The organism is Nostoc sphaeroides, assembly GCF_003443655.1.
GTDB classification, from domain to species: Bacteria; Cyanobacteriota; Cyanobacteriia; order Cyanobacteriales; family Nostocaceae; genus Nostoc; species Nostoc sphaeroides.
Genome location: NZ_CP031941.1, coordinates 3,495,244 through 3,514,687 on the forward strand (window position 1 = coordinate 3,495,244; position 19,444 = coordinate 3,514,687).

13 protein-coding genes are annotated in these 19,444 nt (G+C 40.7%); all 13 read right to left on the minus strand.

Features of this window, described 5'->3' with window-relative positions:
* Positions 1-52: 52 nt before the first annotated feature.
* Positions 53-763 (minus strand): heterocyst development glycosyltransferase HepC, encoded by a 711-nt coding sequence (gene hepC / locus D1367_RS15330; RefSeq protein ID WP_118167211.1) that lies wholly within the window; start codon positions 761-763, stop codon positions 53-55.
* 785 nt (positions 764-1,548) lie between these two features.
* Positions 1,549-3,777, minus strand: coding sequence for a GumC family protein (locus D1367_RS15335; protein ID WP_118167212.1), 2,229 nt, complete (start codon positions 3,775-3,777; stop codon positions 1,549-1,551).
* A gap of 316 nt (positions 3,778-4,093) precedes the next feature.
* Positions 4,094-5,200: a glycosyltransferase gene (locus D1367_RS15340; protein WP_118167213.1), complete on the minus strand. Its 1,107-nt coding sequence runs from the start codon at positions 5,198-5,200 to the stop codon at positions 4,094-4,096.
* A 304-nt stretch (positions 5,201-5,504) separates the two neighbouring features.
* On the minus strand, positions 5,505-6,818 hold the full coding sequence (locus D1367_RS15345) for an NAD(P)H-dependent oxidoreductase (protein WP_118167214.1): 1,314 nt from the start codon (positions 6,816-6,818) through the stop codon (positions 5,505-5,507).
* Positions 6,819-6,927: 109 nt separating this feature from the next.
* Positions 6,928-8,172, minus strand: a complete 1,245-nt coding sequence (locus D1367_RS15350; RefSeq protein ID WP_118167215.1) for a glycosyltransferase — start codon at positions 8,170-8,172, stop codon at positions 6,928-6,930.
* 538 nt (positions 8,173-8,710) lie between these two features.
* Positions 8,711-9,268, minus strand: a complete 558-nt coding sequence (gene rfbC, locus D1367_RS15355) for a dTDP-4-dehydrorhamnose 3,5-epimerase (protein WP_118167216.1) — start codon at positions 9,266-9,268, stop codon at positions 8,711-8,713.
* 202 nt (positions 9,269-9,470) lie between these two features.
* A complete protein-coding gene (locus D1367_RS15360; protein WP_118167217.1) occupies positions 9,471-10,322 on the minus strand; it encodes a phytanoyl-CoA dioxygenase family protein in 852 nt (283 codons plus the stop codon).
* Between the two features lie 50 nt (positions 10,323-10,372).
* Entirely contained in the window at positions 10,373-11,380 is a 1,008-nt protein-coding gene (locus tag D1367_RS15365; RefSeq protein ID WP_118167218.1) for a glycosyltransferase family 2 protein, read from the minus strand.
* Positions 11,381-11,604: 224 nt separating this feature from the next.
* A complete protein-coding gene (locus tag D1367_RS15370) occupies positions 11,605-12,873 on the minus strand; it encodes a class I SAM-dependent methyltransferase (RefSeq protein ID WP_118167219.1) in 1,269 nt (422 codons plus the stop codon).
* Between the two features lie 110 nt (positions 12,874-12,983).
* Positions 12,984-14,012: an NAD-dependent epimerase/dehydratase family protein gene (locus tag D1367_RS15375; RefSeq protein WP_118167220.1), complete on the minus strand. Its 1,029-nt coding sequence runs from the start codon at positions 14,010-14,012 to the stop codon at positions 12,984-12,986.
* 433 nt (positions 14,013-14,445) lie between these two features.
* Entirely contained in the window at positions 14,446-15,660 is a 1,215-nt protein-coding gene (lhgO, locus tag D1367_RS15380) for an L-2-hydroxyglutarate oxidase (RefSeq protein WP_118167221.1), read from the minus strand.
* A 223-nt stretch (positions 15,661-15,883) separates the two neighbouring features.
* A complete protein-coding gene (rfbF, locus tag D1367_RS15385) occupies positions 15,884-16,657 on the minus strand; it encodes a glucose-1-phosphate cytidylyltransferase (RefSeq protein ID WP_118167222.1) in 774 nt (257 codons plus the stop codon).
* Positions 16,658-17,230: 573 nt separating this feature from the next.
* Complete coding sequence (locus D1367_RS15390) at positions 17,231-19,399, minus strand: tetratricopeptide repeat protein (protein ID WP_118167223.1); 2,169 nt, start codon at positions 19,397-19,399, stop codon at positions 17,231-17,233.
* Positions 19,400-19,444: the final 45 nt, after the last annotated feature.

Sequence of the window (19,444 nt, forward strand, 5' to 3'; positions counted from 1 at the left end):
CCGATTTAGCCTCAGTGCGGTAGATGAAACCATCAATTACCGCACAGATAAATTACAGTGTTTGGCTATCTAGATGTAACAAGTGAGATTGTGCTTCTACTTCCCACGAAGCTTTAATTTCTGGTAATTTATTTAGCTGTACTGCATCTTCTAAAGTCCAACAACGAGATCCGGTCAAATTCATGTCACCCCGCAGCACGTTAAATAACAGTGGCAGATTATCGAGACTGAATTTACCTATCCAACGCCCTAATGGTGTGGTGTTTTGCGTGCGAAACCTCATTGTCCGAAACAGTTTACCTCGTTCTCCAACACGCCACTCATGGCAAAAAACTGCCCCTGGCGAGTAAACCTGCATGAACACAACCAATCCCAACATGACTGGACTTACTAATAGCAATAACACCAAAGCAGCAATCCAATCAATTAGTCGCCAGAAGGGTTGGTTAGACAGTTTATTACTAGCGGCTATGCTTAGGAATATTGGTTTTTCAGCTTCTTCACATGCATCTGCCCAAAATCTGAGCAAAGCCTCACCCAATTTGGGATCTATGCTTACCAAACTTACCGGAGAATGTTGTAAGCATTCTACTAGCGATCGCTTACTATTTAATGAAGGCAGATATGGTTGTTTCACATGTCCAAGCGGCTTCACCAACAGCTTACCCCGTCGCCACTGGAGTGTGCAGTACCCACCATTATCTTGGTGTTCCTGGGTTACATCATATAAATTCTCTAGAGTTGGGATTATTGAACTTGTCATAATGTCTTTGGGTTTATACAAAAGTGAATTGCTGAGGCGTTATCAAAGGCTATCAATGCCAAAGACCCAAATCCGAATCTTGTTGTCAGTCCAAATTGGAGATAATTGAGGGCAAAATATGTTATTACTATTTGCCACTCAGCCAAGCACACATTGTGCAGAATTCTGCGGTGTAGAGGTGTACAAATCAACGTTACTATCAATATTCATGAGCAATCAGTATTTTCCGGTAACTACTGACAGTAGAAAAATGTAGAGGTAAATTACCCATGAATCTATATCGACGTTTAATTGCACGCTTGGTGTTGATTGTATCGATATATTTAACAAAACCAGTCCCCTATTGTCTTCTAGCCTTTATGAAGGTGCTTTAATATCTAGAATATAAGAGTATGTAGAAATAGCGATCGCTTAAATAAATTCTTTATTTACTCTTTAAAGAGCCAGTGATTTCTCTGATAACCCATAAAGATAGCATAAATATACTGAAATTTTCCTGATAGCAATAAAATTAAATTTTGTTCATCAAAATCTATTGGACTTTGGACAAAATAATCAGCCCTTTGTAGAGACGGCGATTTATCGCGTCTCTTGCCTTAACCGAACCGCGAACCGTATTGAGAGTTTACCTCGTTCCCAGTCTCCGACTGGGAATGCCCCTCATTGAGGCTCCGCCTCCCTTACTCGCGGCAAAGCCGCTTTTAATGCATTTCCAGCCAGAGGCTAGAAACGAGAAAGATCCCCGACTTCTCTAAGAAGTCGGGGATCTTTCGTCGCCCTACTAACTACTTTTCCACAGCTTGCCGCAGAGCTAATTGCTGTTGTTTGATATAAGGTACGTAATTACTACTAGAGTCTGATACCCCATTAGCTACAACCCCAATCAGATTTAACTTACTCAGCATGGCTGTAGCTTGACTAAGCTGACTTCGCGTCACAATCCCAATGCTTGCCACCATAACCACGCTACGACAAGATGATGCGGTGAGCATAGCATCCACCAAGCCGAGAACTGGGGGAGCATCTATGAGTACCAAATCATAGCTTTCCTCAAATGCTGCCATTAATTCTATCATCCGAGGGGAACTCAACAGATTAGCTGGATCAGCAGGTCTGGGGCCAGCGGTCAAAATATCGATGTAGGCGGAACCTGAGTATTGAAGACTAATCTGGTTGGGTAGAGTTGCATCACTCGCCAATAAAGTTGAAAGCCCCTGTTCATTAGGAAGATTCAGTTGTTCGTGCAGACTGGGATCGCGTAAATTGGCATCAATCAGCAGTACCCTTTTATGTAAACGGGCAGCACTCATCGCCAAACCCAACGCCAAAGCCGACTTACCCTCATCAGCTAAAGCTGAGGTAATCATCAAAGATTTCAGGTTAGCAACAGTATTTAAAAGTTCAATGTTTTTGTAAATCAGATCCAGCGATTCCCAACGCGGTGGAGATTGCAATACCTGAATTGTCCAGGGCGCGAGAACTTCTGGCTTACCAAAAGGCAATTTGATCATTGATTCTTTGGGTTTGGCTGGCGGTAATTTGGGAGTTGTTCCCAACAACGGCATAGCCATTTGCTTCTCCAACTCAGCAGTAGTGTGAACTGCATCATCAGCCGATTCTCGAATAAAGGCAGCAATGCCTCCTAACATAAACCCAACCACAGCACCTAACAGCAAGTTCTGTTGGAGATTGGGGCCTAATTGTCCGCCTTTTTGAGGTTCTTCCACAACTTCCCAATTAAATCCACCCTTGGAAAGTTCTTGCCGCAATTGCTGTTCTGCTCTTAAAAGTTGCTCTAACCTTTCACGGCTAAATTGCAACTGCGGTAACATCCGATTGTAATAAGCTAAAAGAGGCGGGAAGCGTTTGATTTCAAAACGCAACTCGTTTTCTTTTTGGGCTAAAGTTTGATCGCGAGCAGTTAAAGCAACTATAGTTGTCTGCGTTTCTACTAACTGACCAGCTAGGCTGAGATCAATTTGGCCAAGCTGTCCTTTTTCGAGAAGAGAGTCTCCATTCGTGAATGCACCAGCAGACTTTTCGCCTAAAGTTCTTCCTACCTCTTGTTGCAATAATTCCTTCTGGCTTTGAAGCTGTTCTTTGAGCTTTTGCACACTCGGAGTTTGATCTGTAAAACGTAAGCGTTCCTGTGCTAGTGCCAGTTCGCTTTTTTGAATTTCGTTCAGTAAACCTTGATAGCGAGTAGATTGACTCAGACGAGAAGCAACTAGAGCATTTTGGGGAGAACGGTTAAGTTGTTCTTCCAAAGATTTTTGGCGTGCTAATGCTTCGCCATATTGGGCACGAGTTGTCTGTCTTTCTTGGGCAATATTATTTAAAGCTGTCTCAATCGCTTTGGCTTGTGACTCTGGATCAATTAAGTTCTGATTTCTGCGGAACCTTTGTAAATTTGTCTCAGCCGCGTTTACTTCTTCACTGGCTTTACTTAACTGTTCCCTGATAATTTGCAGACCTTTTTGTAACCGCGAATTCTGTTGTTGTTTGTTATATTCCACATAAACTTGTCGAATTGCGCCCAGAACTTTTTGTGTTTTTTCTGGATCTCCAGCAGTATATTCTACTTGAAATATTTTAGTAGCGACATTATCTTCTTTGCTCCTTAATTGAGTTAAGACTAAGGAAGCTTTAATTTCACCTGAACTTATATCTGGATAATCAGACTGAAGTTTATCAACTGCTTTTTGGATGAGTCCTGAACTCTGCATTAAGTTAAGCTGGGTTGCAGTATCGATGACCACATTAGAGTCGGTAAATTGGTTGTCTACCCCCGCTCCTTCTTTTTTACCTTGATAGTTTGGTTCTACTAGCAGTTGCATGGAACTTTTATAAGTAGGTTTGGTTTTAAAAGTTACCATGCCTGCAATAGCAATAGAAGTAATTAATACTGCTAGAAACCAAGGAAATCTTCGCACAAATACGGCAAACAATTGTCCATAGCTTGGTTCAGTTTCAGAAGCTGGAGTTATCTGAGGATTTAGACTAGTTTGAACCACTTTTATTATCCTTGTCTTCGAGACTTACGCTAAGAGATTCTCCGAAGAATACCTATTCTTTTTTTTACGAACCGCCAAGGACGCCAAGGACGCCAAGAAGGAGAGAGAAAAATAAATAGGTAATCTTATAGGGGGAAGAGATTACGAAATAAAACTGCAACGCCAGAGCCATTATTCATTGAGATACCACGTCTATAAAGAACATGGTTTGAATTATTAGTCTGATATCAGAAAGTTCTTTTGCCCACTTTTAAAGTGAGGTATGTACCAAAAAACAATAACTAATGACCAATGACTAATGACTAATGACTAATGACTAATGACCAATGAATAATTGATGCACACCACAAGCTTGGTTAATGATTTGCTCAACTTTCCCAAAGAAGGCATTCTCGGAAAAGTTTGCTACTGCATGATTACGGATGCGATCGTAATCCCAAGAGATGCCATTGGCTTCTAGTAATGCAATTTGTAGAGATTCGGGTGTTTGCCTTTTGAAAAAGACTCCGGTTTCACCTGGTATTTGGGTATCTAATACTCCACCTGCACCATAGGCGATGACTGGTGTGCCACTAGCATTAGCCTCTACTGGAACTAATCCGTAGTCTTCTAAGGCTGCGACAATAATAGACTTGGCTTTGGAAAACAAGTCTTTGCGGGTTCTATCACTTACGTGTCCCAAGAACTCAATATTTTTTAATGCTTTGGATTTTAACCGTGCAAGTTCTGGCCCATCACCTGATATTAATAAGCGCCATCCCAGCCAATTAAAAGCTTCAACTATTATATCAAGGCGCTTATAGCTAATCATCCGGGCTGAGGCCAGATAATATTCTTCTTTTATATCGGAAAAAAGAAATTTACTAGTATCAATTGGATAGTTTACCATCATTGCCTTTTTGCCATAAATACTTTCAATACGGCGGGCAACAACACTAGAATTAGCAATGTAAAGGTCAGGTTCCTGTGCATATTTCAGGTCTACCTTTCTCATTACTTGAAATATTTGTTCGATTAAAGGAGCAAAATATCTATAGTCTCCGTACTCTCTTAAATAGGTTGCTGTATCCCATAAGAAACGGGTGACATTATGGCAAAAACAAATGTGGCGGGCATTGGGATTTTTTCGCACAGCTTTAGCAAAGCTGGTGCTACTGCTAATAATTAAATCGTAGTCTTGCAGATCCAAGGCACGAAAGGCAGGAAAATATAGAGGAGCCATTGACCTAAAATATTTTGCTGCACCGGGAATCTTTTGTAAAAAGGTTGTGTTGACTATGCGATCGCCTAGATCAATAGTTTTTTCTGGATCGTACAGAGATGTGAAAATATCTGCTTCGGGATAACGCTTACAAAGCAGTTCAAACACACGCTCTGCCCCACCTCGCTGGGTTAAATAATCATGGACTAGAGCAATTTTCATGAATTTGACCTAAAGTTTCGATCGGGTTTGTTTCAACGCTCCCCAGCAAGTTATTATCAACAACTTTAGTGTCCCGCAGTATAGCTTCTTATCCTCTTCACGAAATTCTTGTGACAAATATGTTGGTAGGGGCCTCGGAGATCCCCCCAACCCCCCTTAAAAAGGGGGGCTTTTTTCTTCTTTTTACCCCCTTTTTTAAGGGGATCGCCGCAGGCGGGGGGATCTTATCCGAAACGTATTAGGGGCGTACAGCTGTACACCCCTACAGCCAATTGATTTGTTGCGAATATTTTTGGAACCGATATTACCCAACTGCTGCTAAGATTTTTTCTGAGGCGAAATAATTGTTTTGCTCAGTTCTTAGTTGGTCGCAGAGTCTGCCTTCAGGTAATTCTACATCCTCATAAGTGAGAACTTGATCCTTAGAAATATCTCGTTTGAGGCGACATCCTTCAGCTAAACCAATTGGTAGAAGATTTTGCTGTTGAACGATATTAGAATTTTCACATTGTCCGTAGGTCATGTAGTAACCGATGCCATCTAAGGTTTCTCCTGCTTTCAGGTCGATTTTAGCAGTGGTGACAACATCTACTAGCGGGCCTGCTAATGGAGACATAACCGCATCACCGAATAGGACAGCCCGCGCTACGGACAAGGGAACTTCAAAATGACAGAGGTGATAAGGAGTATAGAAGCTGTAAAGTGGGCCTTCGCCTAATTTGTATAAGTTGAGATAGTGCTGTTGCTTGGGGTCGTCGTGTGTGGCAAATACATATACGCCTGGGCCAGGTTTTGCTCCAACTACATAATCGACAATGCCGCCCAGTTCTTTGAGTTGTTCAATATCATATAGCTGGGTCATTTCATCGACATAACCGTTGAAGTCATATCCCAACATTCCCCGTTGAGCGACTTTCATCCCTGTGGCATTGGCAACGATCGCTTGCTCAAAGGAAATTTTGGTTCCGTCTGCGAAGCTAGCCACCATGTGGGGCTTTTGACCCCAACGTTTAGCAAATCCTTCCTGGGTGGTGGGATTGCGATAGGGGTCTTGGAGTCCTTTAATGTTACCGCACAATAAGGGAGTTAGACCAATGCTTTTGACAAAGCGGTAGAGGTTCATTTGCACCCCTGGCTGATCGCCATCACAGGCGCTGAGAATCACACCTGCTTTGTCAGCATAGACTTTCAGGATGGGGCCAATGGTGCCGTCGAGTTCGGCATTCATCATGATCACATGCTTGCAATGGGCGATCGCTTCCATAACGATGTGAGCGCCAAATTCCACTGCACCTGTGACTTCGATTAATGCATCGATGCCCTCGGCCCGACACAGTAACTTAGCGTCTTCTGTGACTGCATATTTACCGTTAGCGATCGCATCTTCTAATTCGCTGACAGTTGCAACAACTTGAATATCTTCAATTCCTGCTTCCGAATAAGCTTGTTTAGCTGCATCAATCTGGCGATTGGAGATAGCAACTAACTCCATTCCTGGCACTGAATTGACAATTTGGTTGGCAATTCCTCGACCCATAAAACCAGCACCAATCATTCCCACCTTGATAGGATTTCCTGCTGCTGCACGGGCTTGTAAGGCGCGATCGATAATAATCATGAACTAAACTCCTTTTTGGAACTGTTGGTTGTGATACAAATTCTGGATAATTTTGCACTTAATAATTTTTTACGGCTAAATATTAAGTACATTTTCATGGGAATTAAGATTAGCTATGGCTAATAACTGGTTCTTTGCTAGACGCTATAGAAGCAGTCTGTTTTTTCTGGCTATGATTTTCGATAATTTGCTCCACAACATTTTTGTAAACTTGGGCAAACTTTTCTTTGGTATGATTTGCTCTTGCATATTCCCAAGCCTGACGAGACATCAGCTTTAGGTCTTCTACAGGCAAATTGGAAATACTTCTAACTTTCGCCTTAATTTCGTCAACAGAAAGATTATCAAAAATCACACCAAAATCGTGAACATCTACACCAGATTCGTAGCTTAAAATCGGGATTAACCCGGCTTGCAAGCAACTAATTACTGCTCCTGACTGTCCTTCAGAAACGGAAGGATAAACAAGCCCTAGACAGTTATTTGTCACCTCTATAAAATCAGAGCTACTAACATCAATCCAACCATAAGTGTGGATGTTAGGTGTTTCATACAGTTCTTTATAGAAAGCTTGCTCAAATTCTTTGTCACTACTTACCGGGCCACAAATTGTTAAATGGTATTCCGGCATTTGGGCAAAGGCATCTAAAACTAAATCTAATCCTTTGAGGACTAAAGCACTACCACCAAACCACAGAAAACGCTTTCTTACCGCTTCAAAATCTTTATTGTCGGCATAAGGATAAAGCACGGGCGAAGAAATTGGGATGCGATACATTGGTTTATTGGCATACTTAAATGTATCAGTTGTGAAATCGTTACCTAACACAATCGCACAATCGGCATATTCAATTCCCAAGTTAGGAACTTCAAATCGCTGTGGTTTTAAGGTGATACCTTTGCGCCGTTGTAGTTCTAGAAGTCTGTTGCATTCTGCTGCATTACGAAACACCATATTCGCAATATCAACGTGGAAAATCTTGATGCAATCCTTATTGAGTTTTGGTGCAAGCGCTTCCATTCGATGACGGATATCAATGAAAAATGCGTAATCTTTTTGGGGAACGAATTTATCATTGTGAAATTGGATAACATCAACGTTATAGCCTAAAGTTAAAAAAGTTTGGGCAATTTGCCAAACTTCCCAGTACCAAGTATGGTCATTAGGCATTGGCTGACCAGGTTTTAAAAGGAATGGCTCAATCCGATAAGAAAGAAGTACATTCCCCTTAGAAGGCTGTTTAGGCTTTAGGGAAACAACCTGTAACGTCTTAGCGTAATTGATGCGAGCTTGGACTTTTTTAGAGACAAAAGAGATAGTATTTCCGACACGAGATAGAAGATTATTTGGCATTTATTTCTATCCTAATTAATTATTGTATTACTTCATGCAGACGAGCCAGTGTGTTGTGCTAGTACAATATCTAAGCTAGTAATGAAAAGTTTGTAGTAAGTACAAAGCTTGCTTAGAGGATAAGGACTAAAGTCCTTACTACGAACTTACTTACCCATCAATTTAAACTTGACATCCGACTAGTGGTCTGTCCCATTAATTCTGATCTAACTTTTCACGGGATGTGAAAAACCTCACTTCTATTTCTCTCTCCTTTTAGGAGAGAGACTTTGAATTTTCCCCCTTAGAGTGTCGGGAAGGGGGTTAGGCGGTTAGGTTTTTGGTGGACTTTTCCACATAACGTGAAAAGTCAGTAATTCTGATAGGTAAATCAAATTTCAATTTCTTTCTTTCTTTCTTTCTTTCTTTCTTTCTTTCTTTCTTTCTTTCTTCGCGCTCTTTGCGTCCTTTGCGGTTCGTTCTCTTATCACTCAAATTTAACGAGACAGACCATTAGTTCTCTGCACTAAAATACCTGGCACAGAGAAATAGTCTATAGTTATCTGGAAACTGTACCGCCAACAGTCATCATTCTCAACAAAGGCCAATTTAAATCTTTCTCAGATATTTCAGTCACATCTAGAGGCCAATCAATGGCAAAGAATGGGTCATCATAGCGTAAACCTCTTTCATACCCTGGCGTGTAAAATTCACCTACTTGATATACGACTTCAGTCTCATCTGTGAGTGCTTGATAGCCGTGAGCAAACATTTCTGGAACATACAAAGCGCGGCGATTTTCTGGGGTTAGCTCTACACCGATGTGTGATAAAAAGCTAGGAGATTCAGGACGCATATCAATAATTACGTCATAGATTGCGCCTTTAGTACAGCGAATTAATTTTGTTTCTGCGGCTGGCAGAATTTGATAGTGCATTCCCCGGATAGTGCCTTTTTTATAGTTAAAAGACAGGTTACATTGGGCAACTGTTGGCTTTAATCCGTGTGCTTCAAATTCTTGAGCGCAGAAAGACCGAGCAAAAAAACCACGGTGGTCTGGCTTTTCTTCTAAATCAATAATGAATGCGTCTTTGAGTGCGGTTTTGGTAAAAATCATTTGATTGCTTTGAGATGAATGTTGAGTAAAGAAATTAAACGTTGACGCAGAGGCGCAGTATTTCGACTTCGCTCAATAACCGGGCACAGAGAGATGAGAGTTTGAGAGATATTTTGTGTCAGGAATCTAGAAATTTCATCGGGTCTTTCTCTTCCTCTGCGCCTCTGCGGTTAATTAAATTAGATATTCTTCCGGCGCGTTTTTAAGTCGAAACTTTAACTGCATCTGATGCAGAACGTAATTCTGCTCTGGGATAAGTATCATCCCAATATTGGGTGCAGAGGTCTGGTCTTTCAGGAGGATTGGCGGTGTAACACAAGAATAGTGTTGACCGGTCTTCTGTGCGGACTGTGCCGTGATGCAAAGTATTTTTCGTATCTACAAGAATGACAGTACCTGCTGGGCCTGGGCAGGATTTCCAAGCTGATTTGGGGATGACTGGTTTTACTTGTTCATCGTCGATACCCATATAACCTGACTTCCAAAGTTTGTAGTAAAGTTGAAAATAATTCCAACTAAATAAGGAAGTTAAAGAGCGGGGGATGTATTCAAAAGGCCCAGTTTTTTCTTCTACATCATTCAAGTAAATAATGATTTTGATAATTCGACGGTCTTCTGCATCGCTATGCCATAATAGCGTCCCAAACTGATGTTTGTTATTGAAATCTTTGCGTAAATGTACACCATGAAAAGCAACAGGAAGACCAATATAATTTTCGATGATGTTAAGAAGCCTTTTCTCGATTCCCCAAGCATAAAATTCTGGTAAACCTGTAACTGTAGAAATTTGCGGTAACTTTTCGTCTAGATGGTCGTTGTTGGGATTTTCCATCTGAGACAATTGATGGTAAGCAGCTCTGAGCAGTTCTGAGCTAGAGTTTAACCCTAAATCTGCCAGTGTTGTGACGTAAACGCCATCTTTTTTGAGAGTTTTAAGAATTTGGCGATCGCTTCCTTCTAATGCTGGCAAATTTCTGCTATGCTTCCAACGGGCTATGTAATATTCAAAGTCAAAAGACAATGTAGCTATTTTGCGTTTAATTACGCTAAACATGGTGTAAATTCCTCCTATTTTTAATACATATTTGTGAGCAATTTCATAGCTTACGGCTTATAAGTCCGCACTTCTTGAGTCGGTATTTCACTTGATTCTGCTAAAGCAAGTTCTTTAGAAACCATCACGTCAAAAGCACACAAACTAACTAAAGCCAAAAATGGAACTACTATTTTGATAGCGGACATAGGCCATCTTCTTAAAGCACCTAAGAAAACTTTCAAGTTGACTTCTTTACCGTTCTGCAAAAGCATCCGTCTACAAAACTGCTTAGAATATCCACTTTTCTCTAATTTCAAAATCACTTCGGGGATGTGTTTGTATTGCATTAACAGTGCAGATTTTGGTTCTTTCTGCCAATAACTCACACCAACAACACATTCCAAATAAGTCTCTTTAGTGACAATTACCCTACCATTAGCAGCGCAATATCCGGCTAAATATGCTAAAGATATCCAGTTATTCTCAGCATCAGGCCAATCTTGCAGAGCGCGTTTTACTAGGTCAGTCCGGTAGATTGTAGCAGTCAGAAAAATCACTGCGCCAACACTTTTTGAAAAACAATGTTCAAATATAGCTTTACCATCACCATCACCATTTTCACTCTCTATATCAAACCAGCGATTACCAACAATTGTTGGTGGGTGGACTGGTTCACCAGTAATTTGGTTCCGTCCAGAAAAGTTGAGGAACAATAATGATAAATCTTCATATTGCTTGAGCTTGCTAATAACATAAGCAATGGCTCTATCTTGAATTGGGTCATCATCACCAATTGTCCAAACATATTTGGTTGTTGTAGAATTTAGGCAATACATAATATTTTTTACTACGCCTAAATTCTTTAAATTTTTATTCGATTTAAATGTAATATTACTAAGTATTTTTTGCCATTTTTGGATCACCTCCTGAGTATTGTCTGTTGAACAATTATCAGAAACTAAAATTTCACAGTCGTCTTCAAAACCTTTAATAGCTTGAGCTAACCAAGTAAGTTGTTTATCTAGAAGGTGGGCACGATTAAATGTAGGAATGGCAATAGTCAGCAGTTTATTCATATTAAGCTCTAATTTGTAGTTAAGAAGGTATTAAGCTGCTTCCCAATCTAATTTTTATGGTTCGGCAGCAACAATTTATAGTAGATACACCTTTTAATTACTCTTTAGCGATTTCCGAAAAACATCAAAGCATTTTTTTTTAGAAATCACTTCAATATTGCCCACGATCTCAACGCCAGATAAGTATAGTAATAACAGGCAATTTTTGGGTTTATAAATAGTAATTACAACACTATTAAAACCTTATCTCTAATAGGCGATGGGTAAATTTTAACTTCAGGAATTGGCACTACAAACTCTCCACCCCATTCGCCAATAAATGCCATTTGTTCCATAATTTCTTCCTTGAGATTCCAAGGCAATATTAGAAGATAATCTGGTTTAGTTTCGCGGATTTTATCTGGATGAAAAATGGGAATATGAGTTCCAGGTAAAAATAAGTCTTGCTTGTAAGGATTGCAATCTACTGTATAATCGATAAAATCTTTACCAATTCCACAGTAATTGAGCAATGTATTGCCTTTAGCAGGTGCGCCATAACCAACGATTGACTTACCTTCTGCTTTAGCTGTCAAGAGAAAATTTAATAGCTTGTGCTTTGTTTCTTTGACTTTTTCTCCAAATGTAATGTAAGTCTCTATGCGATGCAGCCCTGCGGCAATTTCTTTAGCTTTCAAATCTCTAACTCGTTGACTAATGCTAAGATGAACAGCGTAGTCATGTTTGGCATAGATTCTTAGTGAACCGCCATGAGTTGATAATTCCTCTACGTCAAAAAGTTGCAAGTTGTGTGCTGCAAAGATTTTTTCGATAGTCAGGAATGAAAAATAAGAAAAATGCTCGTGATAAATAGTATCAAACTGATTTTGCTGAATAAGTTGCAAAATGTGAGGAAACTCCATCGTCAAAATACCGTTGGGTTTGAGGATGAGTTTCATTCCAGCAATGAAATCATTTAAATCTGGTACATGAGCTAAAACATTATTACCTATTAAAAGGTCAGCCAGTTTTCCTTGTATCAATAATTCTTTGGCAGTTTCAACTCCAAAAAACTTATTAATACTAGGAATGCCTCTGTCTTCAGCCACTTTAGCTATATTTGCGGCTGGTTCTATTCCTAAAACAGGGATTCCCTTTTCTAGAAAATATTGCAGTAGGTAGCCGTCGTTACTGGCAATTTCAATAACTTGATTATGATGATTAAAGCCAAACTTTTCTACCATCATCTCGGTGTAAGCCTTGGCATGTTTTAGCCAACTTACCGAGTAAGAAGAAAAATAAGCATAATCGCTAAAAATGTGATCTGGTGTTTCAAACTGTTCTAATTGAACTAAAAGAGTGTCTTCAGAAACATAAGCATGGAGAGGATAAAATTTCTCTGCATGATTTAGCTGTTCTGCTGTCAAATAAGCATTTGCTAAAGGCGACATTCCTAGATCAATAAAGGTTTGGTGCAGGGGTTGACCACTGAAACGACATTTTGCGATCGCCATAAACTTTAACTCACTAATTGCAAATAATTTGATAGGTAGGATAACTCCGAATCAAATAGTGTTGATTCGGAATATTAGATTATTTGTTCGCTGCTGTTAGGCGACTATAACTACTTTTTATTCCAGAAAAAATCTTTGTCAATTTGCTCGGTACGAATCAGATACTCTAGTTGTTTTAAGCGAGTAAATCCTCTAAACAAGAAAGTATCTTCAGCCATGTGTATTTGACTGAATAAATCAAATAACTGCTGGGCACCAAGTCGGGCATTCCAATCACACTTAAATCCAGGTAGGATTGTGTTGATTTTCTCGAAAGATACGCGATAGCTGCGATTATCTGAACCATTGTCACCAAAGGACAATTTACAATCTGGGAAAATATCAGCAATAATTTCCGCGATTTCTTTAACGCGATAGTTGTTTGCTGTATCTCCCACATTGAAGATTTGGTTATGTACAATGTCCCGTGGTGCTTCCAAAGTGCAGACTATTGCTTTGCAAATATCCAGTGCGTGGACTAATGGCCGCCAGGGTGTACCATCACTGGTCATTTTGATTTGTTTGCTAGTCCATGCCAACCCTGCTAAGTTGTTTAAAACAATATCAAAGCGCATTCTGGGGGAAGCACCAAAGGCAGTTGCATTCCGCATAAAGGTGGGAGAGAAGTCATCATCTGCGAGTGGTGCAACATCTCTTTCTACAAGAGTTTTGCATTCTGCGTAGGCTGTTTGGGGATTAATTGGGGATTTTTCGGTGACATCACCTGCGGTAGCAACACCGTAGACGCTGCACGAAGACATATATACAAAACGGCGCACACCCATAGCCTTAGCTAGGCTAGCTAGACGAACTGAACCTACATGATTAATTTCGTAGGTAATATTAGGCGCTAATTGTCCGGCTGGGTCGTTGGAGAGTTCTGCCATGTGAACTATGGCTTCAACACCTTCCAAATCATCAGGGGTGATGTTGCGGATATCTTTGTTGAGGGTTTTGGGTGTCACTCCATTAGCGTTATACAGCCAACCAACTTTATAGAAACCAGTATCTAGACCGATAACTTCATGTCCCCGTTCAATTAACAGAGGGGGTAATAACGAACCAAGATAGCCTTCTGTTCCAGTTACTAATATTTTCATTGTGGTTAATGCCTTTGTATTGATGAGTTAAATTAGGGGCGCACAAATATTTGCCCTAAAGGGTGTTGCATTCAAGAGAGAACCGCTATATTTTTCGTTTGTATGCAAATAACTTGACTTCTCTCCAAACCTCTCTCCTAAGAGGAGAGAGGCTTTGAATCTTGCTCCCATTCCCTTGTAGGGAAGGGGTTGGGGGTTAGGTCATTGGACTCAACCCAGAAGCGCTATATGTAACTCGGCTAACAGTCATTACATAGTTTGGCGACTAACCTATTGGGTAGCAGCACTCTATAGCGGTTCTTAATTGATGCACTACACTTTTTCTTGTGGGATGGGTATCTTACCCGTCTCTTGTATTTCCAGGCTGGAAAAGATGCCCACTATACAAGATTCATCCTTTTATTCAGCAGCCCGGAAGTAATAACGATGTTATCTATGCAGTTACCGCAATATCTAGATGCGAGAGTTGCGGAATTTCTGCCACAAGCGCTTTACCGATTTCTAGAGAAGATGTCGCCGCAGGAGAAGGAGCATTGCAAACATGAATGGAGTTTTGACCGGAAACAATCAAAAAGTCGTCTACAAGCTTGCCATCGTTCATTAAGGCTTGAGCGCGGACTCCTGCATGGGTGGGAACTAAATCTTCTGCTTGCACTTCAGGAATTAGTTTTTGCAAACTTCTGGTGAAGGCTGCTTTACTAAAAGAACGAATGATTTCTTGAATCCCTTCATCAGCATGTTTTGCTGCCAATTTCCAGAAACCAGGATAGGTGATAACTTCCAGAAAATCCCGTAAGTCAAAGTCGGTTTTTTTGTAACCTTCGCGTTTGAGCGACAGCACCGCGTTTGGCCCTGCATGGACGCTACCATCAATCATCCGGGTAAAGTGAACACCCAAGAAGGGAAAATCTGGATTGGGAACTGGGTAAATTAGTGTTTTAACCAGATAGCGTTTTTCTCTTGTGAGTTCGTAATATTCTCCCCGGAATGGAACAATTTTTGCTTGGGGTTCAACTTGACCTAATTTGGCGGTGCGATCGCTATGCAATCCAGTACAATTAATTACAAAGCGGGTTTCAAAGTTACCCTTGTTTGTTTGCAGTACCTGATTTTTACCACTTGGGGAGATTTTCAAAACTTTTGTATTGAGGTGTAAATCCCCGCCCTGCTGTTTAATTAGCTCGGCATATTTCAAACAAACTTGCTTGTAATTAACAATACCAGTTGAGAATACCCGAAGTCCACCTACACATTTTACATGAGGTTCAATTTCTCTAACTTCTTCGGGGCTAATTCTCTTAACTTCTATGCCATTATCTAAGCCGCGTTTGTAGAGATTTTCTAAGCGTGGTAGTTCTTGTTCTTCAGTTGCAACAATTACCTTACCACAAACTTCATGCTCAATTCCATGCTCTTGACAAAACTCTACCATTGAGCGAGAACCGTCACGGCAAAATTTAGCTTTGAAACTTCCTGGTTTGTAGTAAATACCAGAATGAATCACTCCACTATTATTGCCGGTTTGGTGAAATGCCCATTGACTCTCTTTTTCTAGGACTAAAATACGGGCATTGGGATAGCGTTTTCCTAAAGCCAGCGCTGTAGAAAGCCCAACTATTCCCCCACCTATAATTGCAAAATCATACATTAGTATTATCGCACTTGAAATTACAGTAAATTTATAAAGTCATTAGTCATTAGTCATTAGTCATTAGTCATTCGTCATTTAACTCCTAACTCCTAACTCCTAACTCCTAACTCCTAACTCCTAACTCCTAACTCCTAACTCCTAACTCCTAACTCCTAACTCCTAACTCCTAACTCCTAACTCCTAACTCCTAACTCCTAACTCCTAACTCCTAACTCTTCTCTTACCAAACTTTCCAAGGAGCTTGAGTACTTGTCCATAGCCCCTCTAGGTAGTTTTTATCGCGTAAAGTATCCATCGGTTGCCAAAAACCATCATGTTTGAAAGCCGATAGTTGTTCCATATCAGCTAGCTTTTCTAATGGCTCTTGCTCCCACACGGTAGAGTCATCAGCAATCAAATTGATTACTTCTGGTTCTAACACAAAATAACCGCCATTAATCCAAGCTCCATCACCTTCGGGTTTTTCCCGAAAGCTGGTAATTTTAGTTTGCTCATATCCTAAAGAAATAGCACCAAAACGTCCGGCTGGTTGAACGGCTGTGAGTGTTCCTAATGTTTTTTGTTCTTTATGAAATTTAACTAGCTCGGTGATATTAATATTACTTACACCATCACCATAAGTAAAGCAAAAAGTCTCATTACCAAGATGTTCACTGATTCGCTTTAAGCGTCCGCCTGTCATTGTATTATCACCCGTGTTTACTAAGGTGACACGCCAGGGTTCAGCATAACCAGAATGCACGTTCATCTGGTTAAATCGCATATCAAAGGTAACATCTGACATGTGTAAGAAGTAGTTAGCAAAATACTCCTTAATTATGTAACCTTTGTAACCGCAACAAATAATGAAGTCATTAATGCCGTGAGCAGAGTAAGTTTTCATTATGTGCCAGAGAATTGGCTTACCACCAATCTCAACCATCGGCTTGGGTCTGATACTAGTTTCTTCGCTGAGGCGTGTACCAAGTCCTCCAGCCAAAATCACCGCTTTCATGCAATTACCTCGGAGATTTGTAGGGATATAATTATTTGACCGTGCCAATTTTAGATTTTAGATTTGCAATTTGGGATTAGTCATCGAACGTCACGAGGCTATGAGTAGATTTGTTCTGCCCATTTTCCTAGCGGGGCATGTACCAAAAAACTCTTTTAATCCAAAATCCAAAATCCAAAATTAGTTGACTTTATCGAGATGAAGAGGATGCACTTAGATAGAGAAAAATTGATTTCTTTTTTCTTTTCTCAGTCAATAATCTAACTGTTATTTTCGGTAAAATTATGAAGGAAATATAAATTAAAATCTTTTCTATATAAAAGCTATATGAATATCTATAAATAGGAAAATAATTTACTCTTTTAAATAAAAATTTAACCAAATAAATAACTAGGGTTAGCTGACGCTAACCCTAATCAGGCTTGATTTCTGAAATCCAAACCAATAATATACTAGTTAAAAAACTTACTTGTTCAGGACTTACGCACACTCTACGAATCCTTGGCGCTCTTGGCGTCTTGGCGGTTCGATAATTTAAGCTTTTTGGCAGTTTTTGCGGAAGTCCTGTTGTTTTTAGTTAGTTTTTTCCACATTACTTGAAGTGTTGAATAAAGGGTCACATTTGTTTTCTATGACTACACACATGTTACTGAGTGCTTGCTGATAATTATCCATATCATCTTGCTCAAGGAAGAATTTGGCAGATGCCTGTATATCCTCGACAGCTTTCGCTTGATTTTTGTTAGATTCACTACCGCCATACTGTGCTAATTCATAGCGAACCATACCTCGTTTGAGATATACTTTTGCTAGTTTGGGGCTGATAGTTAATGCTTGGTTAAAGTCAGCGATCGCTTGATGATATTCTTGCTCATAATTGCTGCTATATTGAGCAATTTGATAATAGACTACACCACGTTGAAAGTAAGCTTCTGCTTTGGATACATTAAGTTTTATCGCGTGAGTAAAATCGGCGATCGCTCTTTTGTAAGCTTGTTGAGATTCACCGCTATATTTAGCCATTTGGGTGCGGACAATGCCGCGTCTGATATAAGCTTCAATTTCATTATTATTCAGACCAATGGCGCGATTATAGTCTGCGATCGCTAGGTTATACTCTAAATCAGGATCGTTGCTATATTCGGCTAGCATATAGCGGGCATTACCCCGATTCACAAGAGCTTTGGTTTGATTGGGATTGATTTTAAGAGCTTCGCTATAATCTCCAACTGCTCCTTCGTAGTCTTTCATGTTATAGCGAGCATTGCCACGATTTACAATCGCTCTGGCATGTGTCGGTTCTTGTTCAATTGCTCCGGTAAAGCTGGCAATTGCTTTTTCATAATCTCGGTCTTTGTAAGCAGTATAACCCTGCTGATAGTAATCGGCGAAGCTGAGTTTGTTGCTTGTCTGGGGAGACTTCAGTGTTTGTTGAGTGTAAGCATTTTGGGTAACCAACGGCTGAGTAAATTTAATCATTACGTCCGCATATCCCAATAAACCAAAACCTAGCAAGCAACAAATAATCGGGTACAACTTTGACTTCTTGGAAGGTTTATAAGATGTACCGCTTGGGGTAATTACTGGTTGCCAATAATTAGCTGAGTGCGGTGACATGGTTCGCTGGGGAAAATGCGGTGTCTGGGTGTAGTGCTTTTTCCGTTTGATTCGCGGTTGGAGATGTTCTCTAGCTTCTATAGCCCGATGTGATGGGAAGGGGTCGCGTCCGCCTAATCGCACGGTACGTTCACACCAGGGACAGCTACGTATATGGTTGTTGTAGCGATGCTGAGGATTTGTCGTGCAGGTAATCAAAGAATCTTCGGCTTCAGCAATAGCTGATAGCCAAGCCTGGGCACTGGGGCGCAGTTGTGGGTTGTTGTGACCGTCTTCAAAACAACGGACAAATAGTTCTTGTAAGCTAGGATGAAGAATTTCCCAAGCGGGTGCAATGGGTGTAGGCAGGTAGGGTACGTAGCGCTTTTGGCTGTAAGTAAAATGACCCGATGCAATACGGGCTTCGTAGGGCGGTGGCTCAATAGCGCCTTGAAAAATCCCCGAAAATGGGTGCGTGCCTTCCATTAAGAGTTGAAATACCAGCACCGCTAACCCAAATAAATCGTGAGAAATTTCGCGATCGTGCTGGGCAAAAGTTTTATTCTGTAGTTCTGGTGGGGTAAACTCTGGTTTACCTACTGGGCAGCGATAAACAACATTGCTGTTTGCGTCGAGTACTTGGAAAGAGTCTGTGTCTATCAAAGTCACCAGTGCTGTATCACTGACGAGGATATTTGACTCGTTCACATCACCAATACAATATCCACTAGCGTGCAAAGCAGCAAAAGCTGCCGCCAAGTTACGAGCCGTGCGGAGCAGGTACTGATAGTTGAATAGGGGGCAGTGTTGACGGCGAGTTCTGGGGTTGTAAAAGTCGATGATTGGACGCATCCCTTGAATGCGTGGCATCAAAAAGCCCAAGATGCTATTTTTGCCATCTGCCGCCCGTAATAAATCCTCTGGCCAAGCGATAGAGATATGCCCTAAACTCGCCGTCGGGTTTTCTGGCGGGTTGGCAAGCATCGCTTGGAGTTTATCAGCATGGGCAGTAGTTGGCTTGTGGTAAATCTTTGCCACCAAGTTATTATCGGATGGCACTGCATAAACACAAGCCTCACCGCCACGTCCCAAACTGACATTGAGACTGAGGATTTCTTTTCTAGGGGAACAACGTAGTACCTGCATAATGAAATTACCGCTAACGGAGTTATTGTAAGATGTGAAACCTGT

Excerpts from the sequence above, each read along its gene's own strand:
- hepC (WP_118167211.1), bottom strand. The coding sequence starts at position 763 with ATGACAAGTTCAATAATCCCAACTCTAGAGAATTTATATGATGTAACC.
- D1367_RS15340 (WP_118167213.1), bottom strand. The coding sequence starts at position 5,200 with ATGAAAATTGCTCTAGTCCATGATTATTTAACCCAGCGAGGTGGGGCA.
- D1367_RS15345 (WP_118167214.1), bottom strand. The coding sequence starts at position 6,818 with ATGATTATTATCGATCGCGCCTTACAAGCCCGTGCAGCAGCAGGAAAT.
- D1367_RS15350 (WP_118167215.1), bottom strand. The coding sequence starts at position 8,172 with ATGCCAAATAATCTTCTATCTCGTGTCGGAAATACTATCTCTTTTGTC.
- rfbC (WP_118167216.1), bottom strand. The coding sequence starts at position 9,268 with ATGATTTTTACCAAAACCGCACTCAAAGACGCATTCATTATTGATTTA.
- D1367_RS15360 (WP_118167217.1), bottom strand. The coding sequence starts at position 10,322 with ATGTTTAGCGTAATTAAACGCAAAATAGCTACATTGTCTTTTGACTTT.
- D1367_RS15365 (WP_118167218.1), bottom strand. The coding sequence starts at position 11,380 with ATGAATAAACTGCTGACTATTGCCATTCCTACATTTAATCGTGCCCAC.
- D1367_RS15370 (WP_118167219.1), bottom strand. The coding sequence starts at position 12,873 with ATGGCGATCGCAAAATGTCGTTTCAGTGGTCAACCCCTGCACCAAACC.
- D1367_RS15375 (WP_118167220.1), bottom strand. The coding sequence starts at position 14,012 with ATGAAAATATTAGTAACTGGAACAGAAGGCTATCTTGGTTCGTTATTA.
- lhgO (WP_118167221.1), bottom strand. The coding sequence starts at position 15,660 with ATGTATGATTTTGCAATTATAGGTGGGGGAATAGTTGGGCTTTCTACA.
- rfbF (WP_118167222.1), bottom strand. The coding sequence starts at position 16,657 with ATGAAAGCGGTGATTTTGGCTGGAGGACTTGGTACACGCCTCAGCGAA.
- D1367_RS15390 (WP_118167223.1), bottom strand. The coding sequence starts at position 19,399 with ATGCAGGTACTACGTTGTTCCCCTAGAAAAGAAATCCTCAGTCTCAAT.